This is a genomic window from Stappia sp. 28M-7 (genome assembly GCF_014252955.1).
GTDB lineage: Bacteria > Pseudomonadota > Alphaproteobacteria > Rhizobiales > Stappiaceae > Stappia.
The window spans coordinates 1,075,883-1,091,346 of the sequence record NZ_JACMIA010000001.1 but is presented as its reverse complement, the minus strand read 5'-3'; the positions used below and the strand labels follow the sequence as shown (position 1 = coordinate 1,091,346).

13 protein-coding genes and 1 riboswitch are annotated in these 15,464 nt (G+C 68.0%); of the genes, 5 read left to right on the top strand and 8 right to left on the bottom strand.

Annotated elements, in window-relative coordinates; translation table 11 throughout:
* Window positions 1-53 precede the first annotated feature (53 nt).
* Window positions 54-467, top strand: a complete 414-nt coding sequence (locus H7H34_RS04965) for a tellurite resistance TerB family protein (RefSeq protein ID WP_245164980.1) — start codon at window positions 54-56, stop codon at window positions 465-467.
* A gap of 47 nt (window positions 468-514) precedes the next feature.
* On the opposite strand, the gene H7H34_RS04960 is transcribed toward H7H34_RS04965, so the two are convergent.
* The 4 genes from H7H34_RS04960 to apaG all read right to left on the bottom strand — a co-directional run bounded on the left by H7H34_RS04960 (window position 515) and on the right by apaG (window position 6,154).
* Window positions 515-2,653 carry a putative bifunctional diguanylate cyclase/phosphodiesterase gene (locus H7H34_RS04960; RefSeq protein WP_185924439.1) on the bottom strand — a complete coding sequence of 713 codons (2,139 nt, stop codon included), beginning with the start codon at window positions 2,651-2,653 and terminating at the stop codon, window positions 515-517.
* A 143-nt stretch (window positions 2,654-2,796) separates the two neighbouring features.
* Window positions 2,797-4,833: a putative bifunctional diguanylate cyclase/phosphodiesterase gene (locus H7H34_RS04955; RefSeq protein WP_185924438.1), complete on the bottom strand. Its 2,037-nt coding sequence runs from the start codon at window positions 4,831-4,833 to the stop codon at window positions 2,797-2,799.
* 316 nt (window positions 4,834-5,149) lie between these two features.
* A complete protein-coding gene (locus H7H34_RS04950) occupies window positions 5,150-5,581 on the bottom strand; it encodes a PACE efflux transporter (protein ID WP_120268801.1) in 432 nt (143 codons plus the stop codon).
* Between the two features lie 180 nt (window positions 5,582-5,761).
* On the bottom strand, window positions 5,762-6,154 hold the full coding sequence (gene apaG, locus H7H34_RS04945; RefSeq protein WP_120268800.1) for a Co2+/Mg2+ efflux protein ApaG: 393 nt from the start codon (window positions 6,152-6,154) through the stop codon (window positions 5,762-5,764).
* A 224-nt stretch (window positions 6,155-6,378) separates the two neighbouring features.
* Here apaG and H7H34_RS04940 point away from each other — a divergent pair, with 224 nt between their 5' ends.
* Window positions 6,379-6,981, top strand: coding sequence for a CDP-alcohol phosphatidyltransferase family protein (locus H7H34_RS04940; RefSeq protein WP_120268799.1), 603 nt, complete (start codon window positions 6,379-6,381; stop codon window positions 6,979-6,981).
* 7 nt (window positions 6,982-6,988) lie between these two features.
* Here the strand turns inward: H7H34_RS04940 and H7H34_RS04935 are convergent, their stop codons facing one another.
* The 4 genes from H7H34_RS04935 to H7H34_RS04920 form a co-directional block, all read right to left on the bottom strand.
* Window positions 6,989-8,185 (bottom strand): O-succinylhomoserine sulfhydrylase, encoded by a 1,197-nt coding sequence (locus H7H34_RS04935; protein ID WP_185924437.1) that lies wholly within the window; start codon window positions 8,183-8,185, stop codon window positions 6,989-6,991.
* Window positions 8,186-8,227: 42 nt separating this feature from the next.
* Window positions 8,228-8,307: riboswitch (SAM riboswitch) on the bottom strand.
* Window positions 8,308-8,456: 149 nt separating this feature from the next.
* Window positions 8,457-8,843, bottom strand: a complete 387-nt coding sequence (locus tag H7H34_RS04930) for a hypothetical protein (protein ID WP_185924436.1) — start codon at window positions 8,841-8,843, stop codon at window positions 8,457-8,459.
* A gap of 308 nt (window positions 8,844-9,151) precedes the next feature.
* A complete protein-coding gene (locus tag H7H34_RS04925) occupies window positions 9,152-9,583 on the bottom strand; it encodes a MarR family winged helix-turn-helix transcriptional regulator (RefSeq protein ID WP_120268797.1) in 432 nt (143 codons plus the stop codon).
* 119 nt (window positions 9,584-9,702) lie between these two features.
* Window positions 9,703-10,794 carry a 2'-deoxycytidine 5'-triphosphate deaminase gene (locus H7H34_RS04920; protein WP_120268796.1) on the bottom strand — a complete coding sequence of 364 codons (1,092 nt, stop codon included), beginning with the start codon at window positions 10,792-10,794 and terminating at the stop codon, window positions 9,703-9,705.
* 191 nt (window positions 10,795-10,985) lie between these two features.
* On the opposite strand from H7H34_RS04920, the gene H7H34_RS04915 reads away from it, so the two are divergent.
* Genes H7H34_RS04915 through H7H34_RS04905 form a run of 3 tightly spaced genes read left to right on the top strand, consistent with a single transcriptional unit; the run spans window position 10,986 to window position 15,387 of the window.
* The gene (locus tag H7H34_RS04915) at window positions 10,986-11,186 is read left to right on the top strand and encodes a YgaP family membrane protein (RefSeq protein WP_067220985.1); all 201 of its coding nucleotides are present in this window, start codon (window positions 10,986-10,988) and stop codon (window positions 11,184-11,186) included.
* A gap of 11 nt (window positions 11,187-11,197) precedes the next feature.
* A complete protein-coding gene (locus H7H34_RS04910) occupies window positions 11,198-12,172 on the top strand; it encodes an efflux RND transporter periplasmic adaptor subunit (RefSeq protein ID WP_371811357.1) in 975 nt (324 codons plus the stop codon).
* On the top strand, window positions 12,169-15,387 hold the full coding sequence (locus tag H7H34_RS04905) for an efflux RND transporter permease subunit (protein ID WP_185924434.1): 3,219 nt from the start codon (window positions 12,169-12,171) through the stop codon (window positions 15,385-15,387). The genes H7H34_RS04910 and H7H34_RS04905 overlap by 4 nt, the downstream gene beginning before the upstream one ends.
* Window positions 15,388-15,464 lie beyond the last annotated feature (77 nt).

Here is a 15,464-nt window from a genome sequence, read left to right as displayed (position 1 = left end):
CGCTAGGGGAAACGCAACCGCCAAGGGAAGGTCAAGAAAGGTCCGCAGATCCGATGAGCGAACGCGTCAGCCTCCAGGAAGCCCTGATCTACGTGATGGTGATGGTGTCGGCCTCCGACAGCAGCATGACCGACAAGGAACTGCATTCCATCGGCGAGATCATCAAGACGCTGCCCGTCTTCTCCACCTTCGACCAGGAGAAGATCGTCGCCGTGTCGCAGGACTGCGGCGAGCGCCTGCAGGCCGAGAACGGCATGGCCAACACCTTCGCGGTGATCGCCGCCAGCGTCCCGCCGAACTACCGCGACACCGCCTATGCGCTGGGTGTGGAGATCGCCATTGCCGACGTGGCGGTGGCCCAGGAAGAGCTGCGCGTGCTGCAGTTGCTGCGCGATGCGCTCGGCCTCGACAAGCTGACCGTCGCGGCGATCGAGCGCGGCGCACAGGCCCGCTACCGCATCGCCTGAGCGGGCGGGCGCTTCCGCGCCCCTCGCCCCTTCGGCTTTCCGCGCTCTCAGTCCGTCAGGCCGTAGCCGACCCACGGCGTCGGCCTGCCTACGTGAAAGCCCTGCACCTGCGAGACCCCGAGGTCGCGCAGCATGGTCTGCATTTCCGCCGTCTCGACATATTCGGCGATGACGCCGACGCCGAGCTTCGCCGCGATGGCCACGATGCCGGCGACCACCGTCTGCTGGAAGCCGTCATGGGCGACGTCGCCGATGATGGCGCCGTCGATCTTCAGTGCATCCACGGGGAAGTGCCGCAGATAGGCGAAGGACGACAGGCCCGAGCCGAAGTCGTCGAGAATGACGCCGCACCCGCGCCGGCGCAGCTCGCCGGTCAGCGCCTGCGCGGTGGCGAGGCTGCGCACGGCCGCCGTCTCGGTGATCTCGAAGCACAGTCGCGAGGCCGCGTCCGGGTGCCGGTCGAGCGCGCGAAGCAGGAAATCCTTGAACTCCGGATCGCCGACCGACAGGCCCGACAGGTTGATGGACAGCCGCGTTCCGGCCTCCACATTGTCGACATTGGCCAGAACGGTGGTGACCACCCAGCGGTCGATGCGCGGCATCAGCCCGTGCCGCTCGGCCGAACCGATCAGCGCGGCCGGTGCCAGCACCCGTCCGTCCTCGCCGATCACGCGCAGCAGCACTTCCCTGAGAGGCGTGCTGCGCCCGTCCACCGGCAGGATCGGCATTGTGTAGAGCTGGAACCGCTCGTGCTCGGCCGCGTCCGAGATGATCCGCACATTGCCGACATCTATCTGGCGGGCGATCATCTCTTCCGCGTCGGGGCGGAAGACCACGGCGCGCGCGCCGCCGATCTCCTTGCCATAGAGGCAGGCGCGGTCGGCCCGGTTGAGCAGCTGGAAGACGGTCAGCGGCAACCCGCCTTCCGTCTGCGGATCGACCAGCGCGATGCCGACGCTGGCGGTGACGGCGTGGGTGATGCCGCCCCAGGCAAAGCGCATGGTCGCCAGATCGGAGACGAGGCGGTTGCCGAAGTCGAGGGCCTGCGTCTCGTCCGCGCCGCGCAGCACCACGGCGAACTCGTCGCCGCCGAGCCGCGCGCAGCGCACCTGCTCGTTCGCCTCGCGGCTCTTGAGCAGGCCGGCGATCTGGCACAGCAGCGCATCGCCCCCGCTATGGCCGGAGATGTCGTTGACGATCTTGAAGTCATCGAGATCGATGGTCAGGAGCGCCGCCCGCTCGCGGCCGGCGGCAGCGCGGGCGATCACGTCCTCCAGATCGGCCTGCAGCACATGCCGATTGGCCAGCCCGGTGAGCGCATCCTCGCGCGCCTGTCGCCGCAGTTCCTTTTCCATCAGGCTGGCCGCGGTGATGTCGCGCATCACCACGATGGCGGCGGAAATCGTGCCGTCGGCATCGCGATACGGGTCCATGCGCACGCGCAGGAACCGGACTTCGCCGCTCGTCGAGACGAGATCGTGCTCGTATTCCACCGACTGGCCGGAAAAGCAGCTCAGGAAGTGATTGCGCGCGCGCCCGTCGAACCGCTCGCTGCCGATCAGTTCGCTGACATGCAGGCCCTCGAACTCTACCGGCTGCATGCCGTAGAAGGCGGCATTGGCCGCGTTGGTGAACTTGTAGCGGAAGTCCGTGCCGATCACCGAGATGCGGTCGGTGGTCTGGCGCACGATCTCCTCGTGCAGCGACAGCCGCTCGTGCAACGCCTCGAACTGGCTGATGTCGCGCACGGACACCACGACACAGGCCACCTCGGCGCCGGGCGCCGAGATCGGCTGGATGGCGACCTCGAACAGCCTGCCGCACATGTGCTTGCGCACGCCCTGAACGCGCAGGCGGCAGGACTGGCCGGCAAAGGCCATGTCGATATAGGGCTTTCGCAAGGAGAAAACGTCCGGCCCGACGATCTCGGCGACATGCCGGCCGATCACCTGGTCGCGCTCGAGGCTCTCCATGTCGAGGAAGGCGCCATCGACGTCCCAGATCCGGTAGTCGCGGTCGCAGACGAAGATGCCGGCGCGATTCAGCTCGATGATCGCGGCGCGCACGAAGCTGCGGTCGACCGGGATCGGCCACCCCTCGTTCGCCGTTGTGGTCTGATGCGGCGTCCCCGTGTCTGCGGGAAGCTCGGGCACGTCATCGAGACAGTCCAGAGAGCTTCCGCTCATGCCACGGGGCCCATACGACATTGCAGTCCTCCGCAACCACCGGCCGAGAATGTCTCGCGATGACCTTCCGGCCGGACGCGGCACACACTAATATCCTCTATCACGGCGGGAACTTCTATTGCAGTGAGGGAATTGACATACTGTCATTTGCCGAAGACATCGCCCCATGACACGGGCTTTCCGATATAAAAGCCCTGGACGAGACTGACGCCGAGCCCTCGCAGAACCTCCAGCGTCTCCCGGTCCTCGACATATTCCGCTACGACACGCACATCCATGACATCCGCCACGGCGACGATGCCGGCGACGATGGTCTGCTGCACCCTGTCCTCGCGCACATTGCCGATGATGTTGCCGTCGATCTTCAGCATGTCCACGTCGAAGCGGCGCAGGTAGCCGAAGGAGGAGAGCCCCGAGCCGAAATCGTCGAGCACCACGCCGAGCCCCCGCGCCTTCAGCCCGGCGATCAGCTCCAGCGCCGTCTCCATCGAGCGCACGGCCGAGGTCTCGGTAATCTCGAAGGCAAGGCGGCCGGGGGCGACACCGGCCGCATCCAGGGCCGCCAGCAGGAAGGTGCAGAAGATCGGGTCGCCGACCGACTGGCCCGACAGGTTGATGGAAAGATACGCATCGGCGGGCAGGTCCGGCAGGCGACGCAGCACGGTCTCCACCACCCAGCGGTCGACCCGGTTCATCAGCCCATGGCGTTCGGCTGCGGCGATGAAACCGGCCGGCGGCAGCGGCCGTCCGTCTTCCGACAGCACCCGCAACAGCACTTCGTGCCAGGGCCGGCCGGTGTCGTCGACCGGAGCGACCGGCATCACGAACAACTCGAACCGGTCATGCTGGAGCGCGTTCTGCACCACCTGGAAATTGCCGATCTCCTCGAAGCGCGCGCGCATCTCGTTGTCGTCGGCATGGAAAACCGACAGGCGGGCGCCGCCCTTCTCCTTGGCGACGAGGCACGCGCGGTCGGCCCAGTTCAGCACATCCTGCACCGAAGGGGTCGAGGCGGCGAAGGCCTTCTGGTCGAGCAACGCGACGCCGACGCTGGCGCTGATCGAAAACAACTCGCTGTTCCACGAGAACCCGACCGCCTCGATCGAGTGGACCACCCGCTCGCCCAGCGCCACCGCCCCGGCCTCGTCGACCACCTCGGCGACCAGCGCGAATTCATCGCCCCCCAGGCGCGCGACGAAAGCGTTCGGATCGAGGCTCCTCAGCAGGCTCGCCACCTGGCGCAGCAGCGCATCGCCCGCCGTGTGCCCGGCCAGGTCGTTGACCACCTTGAAGTCGTCGAGATCGACCAGCAGCAAGGCCGTTCGGCAGCCCTCCGCGCACGCCTCCTGGTTGGCGCAGATCTCGATGCGCTGTGCGATTTCGCCTTCCAGCGCGTGGCGATTGGCCAGTTCCGTCAGCGTGTCCAGCAGGGCCTGGCGGCGCATGTGGCGGTCGAGCAGCGCCGTCTCGGTGACATCGCGCATGTTGACGATGGCGCCGATCAGGGCGTCGTCCTCGCCCTTCAGCGGCTCCAGGCGGACGGAAAAATGGGTCTCCTCGCCGTCGGCGCGGGCGCTGACCAGTTCGTATTGCACCACCTCGCCGGCAAAGCAGCGGGTCAGGTGCGGCAGCACCCTCTCCTCGAAGCCGCTCATGCCGATGACATCGGGCACCGCCAGGCCGACCACCTCTTCCGGCAGGCGGTTCCAGATCATCGCATAGGCGGGATTGGCCCACAGGAAACGGAATTCGGTATCGACCACCGCCAGCGCGTCGGAGGTCTGGCTGATCACCTCGTCCTGCATCGACACGCGCTGTTCCAGCTCGTGCAGGTCGGTGCGGTCCTCCATGGTCAGCAGCATGCCGATCACTTCGCCGGCCTCGTCGCGCACCGGCTCGTGGCGGATGCGCAGCAGCTGACCCCGGGTCGCGCGACGCAGGCCCCATTCCACCGAGGTCCGCGCTTCACCCGCCAGCGCCGCCTCGATGTGCGGCAGCCGGCGCTCGTAGACCTTGCGGCCCATGACGTCGGCCAGGTGCCGGCCGACGAAATCCGCCCTGGCGAGCCCTTCGGTCTCCAGACAGGCGGCATTGACGTCGCGAACGGTCAGATTGCGGTCGCAGACCAGGATGCGGATGGAGGTGGTATCGAAGGACGACCGGTACGCGTGCAGAAGCATTTGCGATGGCGGCAGCGCCAAGGTGCCTTGATCTATCACCGTGTTGCGCATCCCCGTTTCCCTCAACCGGTTCCCGCTCCGTTCGACGCAGCCTCAGCTCCCCCCGAACACCGCGAAAGATAGCTCACCCCGAAAGACAAGCCGCTCTTCGCCTGCGGAAGGGACCGAACATAACCTTGTTACTGTTTATACGTCGTTTACAGGCGGCGGTTTTGCTCGCCACTGTCAACAAAAAAGACGACAGGCTCCTCACCTCCCATCACAAATACATATATATGACTGGGGAATGCTGGCGCTGCCGCGCCCGGAACGCGCGTCAGCCGTCCTGCAGGGCCGGCCGCGGCACCGGAAACACCGCGTCATAGGCCAGATTGAAGACGAAGGCGTAGACCACGTAGAACAGCGCCAGCGCCGCATCCATCACCAGCGCCTCGATGAGGCCGATGTCCAGATACCAGGCGATCGGCGGCACCAGGATCACCAGCAGGCCGAGTTCGAACAGCAGCGCATGGCCGACGCGCAGGCGCAGGCTCTTGGCCGTGTCGCCGCGCAGGGCCATCAGAGCATGGTCGAAGCCGAGATTGTAGATGTAGGTCCACACCGTCGCGAGCGTGGCCGCGGCAACGCCGATCACGCCCATGTCGGCCATGGCAAGGCCGAACAGAAGCGCGCCGAGCGGCGTGATGATGGCAAGGCCGAGGATCTCGAAGGCAAGGGCGTGGCGGAGACGGTCGAGGGTCGAACGCATGGGAAACTCCCGGTTTGGCAAACCGGGTCGTCCCGGCCGATCTGCCCGGTCGCGGAGCGTGCCGCCGCCGGGTGAGGTCGTCCTCGAGCCCTTGATATACTTCCTCCCCCGCCCCGTTCAAGGGCAGCCGGGGCAAGGCAGGGCTGCATCGGGCGCCGGCCTCGCACGAGAAGCGGGCGGTCAGTTGATGCTGCGCGCGGTGCCGGGAATGTCGAGCGAGAAAGCCGGGATCGCCACGTCGAAACGCTCGCCGTCGACGGTTTCCATCTGGTAGCTGCCCTGCATCACGCCGGAGCTGGTGCGCAAGGGGCAGCCGGAGGTGTATTCGAAGCGTTCGCCGGGCGCGAGCACCGGCTGCTCGCCGACGACGCCGAGGCCGCGCACCTCCTCCAGCCGGCCAAGCGCGTCGACGATGCGCCAGTGGCGGGCGCGCAGGCGCACGGTGTCGAGGCCGAGATTGACGATGTCGACGGAGTAGGCCCACACGAAACGATTGTCGTTCGGGCTGGATTCATCCGCGAGATAGTGCGGTTCGACCGTCACCTGGATATCGCGCGTCACCGCCCGGTACATGCCTGTCCTTCCGCCTCGCCCGCCGTTCCGCCGGCCCCGCTGCGGGTCCGGCTCCGGCTCATGTTCCCGCAATCTAATCCGGTTTGCCGGCTTTACCAGCCCCTTGCGCGGGCGCCTGATCGCCGTCCCGTGACAGCGAATTTACCTGCGCGCCGCTTGCGCGCGGGGGCCGTCCACGGCATTGCCTTGGGCCAAGGCTTTTCCGCCGTCCGAAGGACCCGCCCATGTTCGACGCCCGCCTCAGGCCGCTCATCGATCCGCCGCTCAATGCAGCCGGCCGGCGTCTTGCGGCCGCCGGGATCAGCGCCGATGCGGTGACGCTCGCCGGCTTTGCCTGCGGCATCGCCGCGGCGTTCGCCATCTGCTGGCATGCCCCTTTGCTCGGCGCGCTGCTGATCCTTGCCAACCGGCTGGCGGACGGGCTCGACGGCGCGGTGGCGCGCGCCCGCGTCCGCACGGATCGTGGCGGCTATCTCGACATCGTGCTGGATTTCTTCTTCTACGGGGCGATCCCCTTCGCCTTCGCCCTCGCCGACCCTTCGGCCAACGCGCTGGCGGCCAGCGCGCTGCTGCTCAGCTTCTACATGAACGGGGCGAGTTTTCTCGGCTTCGCGATCATGGCGGAAAAGCGCGGGCTCTCGACCAGCGCGCAAGGGTCCAAGTCGCTCTACTATCTCGGGGGGCTGGCGGAAGGCGCCGAGACGATCGCCGTCTTCCTCGCCTTCTGCCTGTTTCCGGCCGCCTTCGCGCCCATCGCCTGGGCCTTCGCGGCGGTCTGCGCGGTCTCGGCGACCGCGCGTCTCGTCATGGTGTCGCGGTTGCTTTAGGCGCCCGTCAGGCGTTCTGGGCCACGTCCAGCGCGGTCAGCAGGTCGGCGGCCAGATCGTCCTCGTGCTCCAGGCCGACCGACAGGCGCAGCAGCCCGTCGGTGATGCCCAGCTCCGCCCTCGCCTCCTCGGCAACCGACTGGTGCGTCGTCGTCGCCGGATGGGTGATCAGGCTGCGGGCATCGCCCAGATTGTTGGACATCTTGACGATCTTGAGCGCGTTGGAGGCGCGGAAGGCCGCTTCCTTGCCGCCCTTCAGCTCCAGCGCCAGCATGGTCGAACCGCCCTTCATCTGGCGGCGGACCACCTCGGCCTGCGGATGGTCGGCACGGCCGGGATAGATCAGCCGGGCCACCGCCGGATGCTCGGCCAGCACGTCGGCCAGCCGCGCGGCGGTGCGGGTCTGGCGCTCCACGCGCAGGGCCAGCGTCTCCAGCCCCTTCAGCATCACCCAGGCGTTGAACGGGCTCATCGACGGGCCGGTATGCTTGGTGAAGGGCATCACCTCGTCGTTGATCCACTCCTCGGTTCCCAGCACGACGCCGCCAAGGCAGCGGCCCTGTCCGTCGATATGCTTGGTGGCGGAATAGACGACCACGTCCGCGCCCAGCGCCAGCGGCGACTGCCAGATCGGAGTGGCGAAGACATTGTCGACGATCAGCTTGGCGCCGACCGCATGGGCCATCTCGGCGACGGCGGCGATGTCGATCACTTCCAGCGTCGGGTTGGTCGGGCTTTCCAGGAAGCAGGCGACCGTCTCCGGGCGGATGGCGGCGCGCCAGGCGTCGAGGTCCGTGCCGTCGACCAGTGTCGAGGAGACGCCGAAGCGCGGCAGCAGGGTCTCGACGATGTAGCGGCAGGAGCCGAACAGCGCCTTGGCGGCGACCACATGGTCGCCCGCCTTGCAGCAGGCCATCAGCGCCAGGTTGACGGCGGCCATGCCGCTGGCGGTGCCGCGGGCGGCCTCCGCCCCTTCCAGGGCGGCGATGCGGTTCTCGAACATCGCCACGGTCGGGTTGGAGTAGCGCGAATAGACGAAGCCGGGATCATCGCCGTTGAAACGTGCCTCGGCCGCCTCGGCCGTTGCGTAGACGAAGCCCTGTGTCAGGAACATCGCCTCGGAGGTTTCCCCGAAGGGTGAGCGGGTCGTTCCGCCATGCACCAAGGTCGTCTCGGGGTGCCAGCCGTGCCTGTTCGTCGTCATGCCGTTCTCCAAACGCAAAAACCCCGGCCGTGAATGGGCCGGGGTCTTTGCAACCCGGCCTGTTTAGCGACTTGTTTAACGTGGCTGCAAGCCGGCCGGCTCAAATCACCACGGAATTTGACGATCCTGATAGTCCACGGCGCAGGGCGCGTCAACATTCCTTGCAGGAGGAACTTGTCCGACGGCTGCCGAGATCTTGCGAGATCTTGCAAGAACACGCGCGCCGCCTGTCCGCATCGCGCGGTCGGCGCGCCCCGCACCATGCCTCGCCTCACCCCTCCTGCGAGGCGGCGAACTCCTTCTGCAGCATGGCCGCGCGCATCGCCGGCAGGCGCAGGGCGTTGATCGCGACGACGATGACGAGAAGGAGCACGGCGGTCGCCAGCGCATCGAGGAACCAGCCGAGCGGGACGGCGAGCTGGCCCCAGAAGGCCGGCAGCTCCGGCAGGCCGTCCAGCGTGGTGAGGCCCGCACCCGCATGCAGGGCGAGCGCGATCCAGAAGCCCGCGCAATACGGGCAGTTCCACTGCTTGTAGAGCGTGCGTAGCGGCGAGGGCAGCGCCGCGATCACGCGGTTGAACCATGTGCCCCACTTGGGCAGGGCCTGCCAGAACAGGATATGGATGGCGGCGCCGATCAGGGCAGCTTCGAAGGACATGACGTGTCTCCGCTCTTCAGGGAAATGGATCCGGTTACCGGATCGGGGAGATGGATCCGCTTGCGGATCCGGGGGGAGTTGATCCGGCTTGCGGATCGTGGACATCGGGGACCAGGCGGCCTGCCGGCCCGTTCCATCGACCCGCCAGTTGCCCGAGTTTGGCATAAAGTTAGTTAGCAAGACAGACTATATGATCAAGACCTGTTTCGTCGCATGTCGGGCAGATCCTCTATTGTCGGGCTGCTTTGGTCGGGTTTCTGGGGCCGCCCCCGCGCCAGGCCGGTTCGGCGCGGCAAGGCACCTGCCCGTCAGGGCAGGTCGGCCAGCGTTTTCAACGCCAGGCGGAAGGCTGCCGCCTCGTAGGGCTCCAGCCCCTCATAGAGATGGCGCAGCGCCCCGCGATAGACTTCCTCGCCCTGGCGCAGCAGATGCGCGCCCTCGTCGGTGATCAGGATGTGCTGGGCCCGCGCATCCATCTGACAGGGAACCCGGTGCACGAGCCCCCTTTCCTCGAGTTTCAGGACCATGGCGCTGGCCGAAGCCTTGCGCACGCCCATCGCCTCGACCACGTCCTGCAGGTGCTGGCCGTGGTCGTTCTCGTCCACCTTCTGGCGTTCCTGCGCACGGATCGCGCGCAAGTACTCGAATTCGCTGTGGCTGAGCCCTGCCTCGGCGGCCTGCATCGACCATTGTCGGTGGGCGAGCCGGTGCAGCCGTTCGAGCGCTTCCGTCGGCGTCATCGCATCTCCATTTGGTCAGGATGACATACTAAATCAACCTACGGCGGTCAAGTCGGCGGCGGGCACGCGGAAAAGCCGCGATGCCCCCCTTGCTCCTTACCCGGTCCCGCGCGCGGCGCTCAGCGGAAGTGCTTCGACAGCTTCAGGCCCTGGCCCTGGTAGTTGGAGCCGATGCCCTCGCCGTAGAGCGTCGTCGGGCGGTCGAGCATGTGCTCGTAGACCAGCCGGCCGACCGTCTGGCCGTGCTCGACGATGAACGGCACCTCGTGCGAGCGCACCTCCAGCACGGCGCGCGAGCCGCCGCCGCCGATCTCCGAATGGCCGAAGCCGGGATCGAAGAAGCCCGCGTAATGGACGCGGAACTCGCCGACCAGCGGATCGAAGGGCACCATCTCCGCGGCATAGAGCGGCGGCACATGCACCGCCTCGCGCGAGACGAGGATGTAGAACTCGTTGGGATCGAGGATCATGTCGCGGCCGCCGCGATTGATGATCGGCTCCCAGAAGTCGAGCGGGTCCTGGCCTGCGCGCAGGTCCATGTCGATGACGCCGGTATGGCGCTTGCCGCGATAGCCGATCAGGCTGCCCTCGCCCGCCCCTTCCAGATCGATGGTCAGATGCACGCCGCCGCCGATGGTCGCCTCGCCGCCCGAAACCAGCCCGTGGTTCGCATGGACCAGCGACAGCGCGACATCGTCCAGCGTCGGCTGGCCGCGGCGAAAGCGGATCTGCGACAGGCGCGAGCCCTCGCGCACCAGCACCGGGAAGGTGCGCGGGCTGATCTCCGCGTAGAGCGGACCGCGATAGCCGGCCGGCACGGTGTCGAAGGCGCGGCCCTCGTCGGTGATCACCCGGGTGAACACATCGAGACGGCCGGTCGAGCTCTTCGGATTGGTGGTCGCGGCGACATCCTGCGGCAGCGCCAGCGTTTCCATCAGGGGCACGATGTAGACGCAGCCCGTCTCCAGCACCGCACCGCGGGTCAGGTCGAAGGCATGCAGCTTCAGCCGGTCGAGCTTTTCCATCACCCTGGCGCCTGCGCCCGGCAGGAAGCTGGCGCGCACCCGGTAGGCGAGCGGCCCGAGCCGCAAATCGAGGCTCGCCGGCTGGATCTGGTCGTCGTCCGGACGGCGCGGCGCACCGATCTCGCCGCGCTCGAACATCTCGGCGACGGCCTGCGCCGGCAAAATGCCGTGGTCGGCTGCGGTCATTCTCAGGTTCCTCGTTTGCCTGTTTCGCCGTGATTAACAAAGCGCGCCCGGATTGGCCAACGGGATTTGCGCCGCCGGCGCCGCGCACGGTGGATGCGCGCCCTTGCCGCATGCGTCAGGGATGACCCGTATTGACGTAATTTTAGAAGATGCTAATATTTGAACACATTAAGCTCCCAGGAGGTTTTGCCATGACCCTCGACCGTGCCGTTCTCGCCTTTGCCGGCGCCATGACGCTTCTTTCGGTGGTGCTGACGCTCACCGTGTCGCCGCTTTTCGTCTGGTTCACCGTCTTCATCGGCCTCAACATGCTGCAGGCCGCCTTTACCGGCTTCTGCCCGGCGGCGATGATCTTCCGCCGCCTCGGCATCGCGCCGGGAACGGCGTTCTGACGGAGAGCATGATGATCCTGCGTGCCGCAGTGCTGGCAGTTTCGGCCCTCGCCCTTGCGGGGCCGGCGCTGTCGGCGGAGACCCTGACCGTGGAAAGCCGCGCGGTGACCGAGTGGAAGGCCGTGTTCGGCCAGGTCCAGGCGCGGGACGAGGTTCCCGCCCGCGCCCGCATCGGCGGCACCATTGCGGAACTCGCGGTGGAGGAAGGCGACACCGTGCGCGCCGGCGAGCGCATCGCCAGCGTGACCGACGAGAAGATCGCCTTCCAGGTGGCGGCCATCGACGCGCGCCTGCGCGCCCTGCAGAGCCAGCTGGAAAACGCCGAGGCCGAGCTTTCCCGCGCCCAGACCCTGGTCGAGCGCGGCGTCGTCACCCGCCAGCGGCTGGAGCAGTTGGCCACGTCCGTCGATGTCACCCGCAACCAGATCGCCGCCGCCCGCGCCGAGCGCTCCGTCGTCGTGCGCCAGGGCGAGGAAGGCGAGGTTCTGGCCCCGGCCGACGGGCGCGTGCTCACCGTCCCGGTCACCCGGGGCGCGGTGATCATGGCCGGCGAGACCGTCGCCGTGCTGGGCAGCGGCGGCACCTTCCTGCGTCTTGCCATCCCCGAGCGCCACGCGGAAAACCTCAAGGACGGGGCGGATATCGAGATCGGCGCCAATGGTGCGACGACGACAGGCCGGCTCGCCAAGGTCTACCCGCAGATCCAGGGCGGGCGGGTGATCGCCGATGTTGAGGTCGAGCGGCTCGACACGCAATTCGTCAATGCCCGCGTGCTGGTGCGTGTGCCGGTCGCCGAGCGGCAGGCGATCCTGCTTCCCCCCGCGGCCGTGACCACCCGCGCCGGCCTCGACTTCGTGACGCTGGCGGGCAGCGCCGGGCCGGTGGAGCGCACCGTGCTGACCGGCGGCACCATCCGCCTCGACGGCACCGCCTACACCGAAATTCTCTCGGGCCTTGCGCCCGGCGACGAGGTTCTCCTGCCATGACCACGCCTTCCGGTGGCGGGCTCGGTATTGCCGGCGGGCTCACCCGCGCGTTCATCGCCTCGCCCCTGACGCCGCTGTTCCTGCTCGCCTCGCTGGCGCTCGGGCTGATCGCCCTCGTCACGCTGCCGCGCGAGGAAGAGCCGCAGATCTCCGTGCCGATGGTCGACATCCATGTCGAGGCGAGCGGGCTGCGCGCCGCCGACGCGGTGAAGCTCGTCACCGAGCCGCTGGAGACCATCGTCAAGGGCATCGACGGGGTCGAGCACGTCTATTCGCAGACCCGCGACGACGGCGTGCTGGTGACCGCGCGCTTCCTGGTCGGCACCTCGTCGGATGCGGCGGTGCTGCGCGTCCATGACAAGATCCGCGCCAACATGGACCGCATCCCGGTCGGCATTCCCGAGCCGCTGGTCGTCGGGCGCGGCATCGACGATGTCGCCATCGTCTCGCTGACGCTCACGCCGGCGCAAGGGATGGGAGACACGATCACTCCGGCCGCGCTGACGCGCATTGCCCGCGAGCTGCAGGTGGAGGTGTCGAAGGTCGACAATGTCGGCCTCACCTACCTGGTCGGCGCGGTCGGCGAGGAACTGCGCATCAGTCCCGATCCCGAGCGGCTGGCGCTGAACGGAGTCACGCTGCAGCAGCTCGCCGGCAAGGTCGGCGGCGCCAACCGCGCGTTCCCCAGCGGGCAGGTGCGTGCGCTGCAGGAGGGCGAGGCGCGCCAGGTGACGCTGGTCGCCGGCGAGACCCTGTCCAGCCCGCAGGAGATCGGCAATCTGGTCCTGACCACCCGCGACGGCCGCCCGGTCTATGTGCGCGACGTCGCCGACATCGCCTTCGTCTCCGAAAGCGATGCGATCTCGTCGATGTACCAAAGCGGCGAAGAGAGCCGCGTGCCGGCGGTGACGCTGGCGGTCGCCAAGCGCGCCGGGGCCAATGCGGTCACCGTCGCCGAGGCGGTGCTGGCCCGCGTCGAGGCGCTGGAAGGAACGCTCGTTCCCGCCTCCATGCATGTGACGGTGACGCGCGACTACGGCGAGACGGCCAACGAGAAGGCCAACGAGCTGCTGTTCCACCTGGGGCTGGCGACGCTCTCCATCATCGCGCTGGTGATGGCCGCCATCGGCCGGCGCGAGGCGCTGGTCGTTGCCGTGGTGATCCCGGTGACGATCCTGCTGACGCTCTTTGCCGCCTGGGTGATGGGCTACACGCTGAACCGGGTGTCGCTGTTCGCGCTGATCTTCTCCATCGGCATCCTTGTCGACGACGCCATCGTGGTGATCGAGAACATCGCCCGCCACTGGGGGATGGCGGACGGGCGCGATCGCCGGACCGCCGCCATCGAGGCGGTGGCCGAGGTCGGCAACCCGACCATCGTCGCGACGCTGACCGTCGTCACCGCCCTGCTGCCGATGCTGTTCGTCTCCGGCATGATGGGCCCCTACATGAGCCCGATCCCGGCCAATGCCTCGGCGGCGATGATCTTCTCCTTCTTCGTCGCGGTGACGGTGACGCCCTGGCTGATGCTGAAAGTCGCCGGCAAGGCGCCCGTCCACGGTGGTCACGATACAGGGCATGACGCCAATTCCGGCGGCCGACTCGGGCGCGCCTATCTGGCGGTCGCCCGCCCGCTCCTCGCGTCCAAGGCGCGCAGCTGGGCCTTCCTGCTGATCGTCGGCGCTGCGACCCTCGGCTCCATGGTGCTGTTCGCCACCCGGGACGTGACCGTCAAGCTGCTGCCCTTCGACAACAAGTCCGAGCTCTCCGTCGCCATCGACCTGCCCGAGGGCAGTACCGTGGAGCAGACGGATGCGGTGGCGCAGGCCGTTGCCCGCACCGCGATGGCGCTGCCGGAGGTCGTCTCGGCGACCACCCATGCCGGCACCGCCGCGCCCTTCGACTTCAACGGGCTGGTGCGCCACTCCTATCTGCGCCAGCAGGCGCAGCTCGGCGACGTCGCGCTGGTGCTGGCGCCCAAGGGCGAGCGCGAGCGGGCCAGCCACGCGGTGGCGCTCGACCTGCGCCGGCAGCTTGCCGCCCTCGACGTTCCGGCCGGCACGGTGCTGAAGGTGGTGGAGCCGCCCCCCGGCCCGCCGGTTCTGGCGACGCTGCTTGCCGAGATCTACGGACCGGACGCGCAAACGCGCCGTGCGGTGGCCGACAAGGTGCGCGAGGCCTTCGCCTCGGTCCCCTTCATCGTCGATGTCGACGACAGTTTCGGCGTGCCGGCCCCGCGCAAGCGGGTGACCGTCTCCACCGACGAACTCGACTTCTTCCGGGTGCAGGAAAGCGACGTGTTCGACACGCTGGCGATCCTCGGCGGCGGGCGCACGCTCGGCTATTCGCATCGGGGCGAGGGGCGGGCGCCCATCCCTATCCGGCTGGAGCGGGCGCGCGGCGACAAGGTGCTGGACGAACGGTTCCTGGCAACGCCGATCCCGGCCGACGTGCTGCCCGGCAGTACCAGCGTCGTGGAGCTGGGCGATGTGGTCGAGGTGCGCGACGAACTCTCCTCGCCGCAGATCTTCCGCCACAACGGCCGCTTTGCCGACATGGTGACGGCGGAGCTTGCCGGCGACTTCGAGGCCCCGCTCTACGGCATGCTGGCGGTACGCGATGCCATCGACGCGATGGACTGGGGCGATCTGCCAAAGCCCGTCATCCGCCTCAACGGCCAGCCGGAGGACGAGAGCACGGTGACGCTCCTGTGGGACGGCGAGTGGGAGGTGACCTGGGTGACCTTCCGCGACATGGGCGCAGCCTTCGCCGTCGCCCTGCTCGGCATCTATATCCTGGTGGTGGCGCAGTTCGGCTCGTTCCGCGTGCCCTTGGTGATCCTGACGCCGGTGCCGCTGACCTTCATCGGCATCATCGGCGGCCACTGGCTGTTCGGCGCGCCGTTCTCGGCCACCTCGATGATCGGCTTCATCGCGCTTGCCGGCATCATCGTGCGCAACTCGATCCTGCTGGTCGACTTCATCCGCCATGCGCGCCAGCCCGGCCAGCCCCTGACCGAGGTGCTGCTGGCGGCCGGCGCCGTGCGGTTCAAGCCGATCCTGCTGACCGCGCTGGCGGCGATGATCGGCGCGGCGGTGATCCTGACCGACCCGATCTTCCAGGGCCTGGCGATCTCGCTGCTGTTCGGCCTCGCCTCCTCCACCCTGCTCACCGTTCTGGTGATCCCGGCGATCTACCGGGTGCTGCGCACGTGAGCCGCCGCCCGGGCCCGCAACCCTGCAAACGCCGCGCCTCTCCCGGCGCGCGCCATGCTAGCATCGCGCGCGCGGCC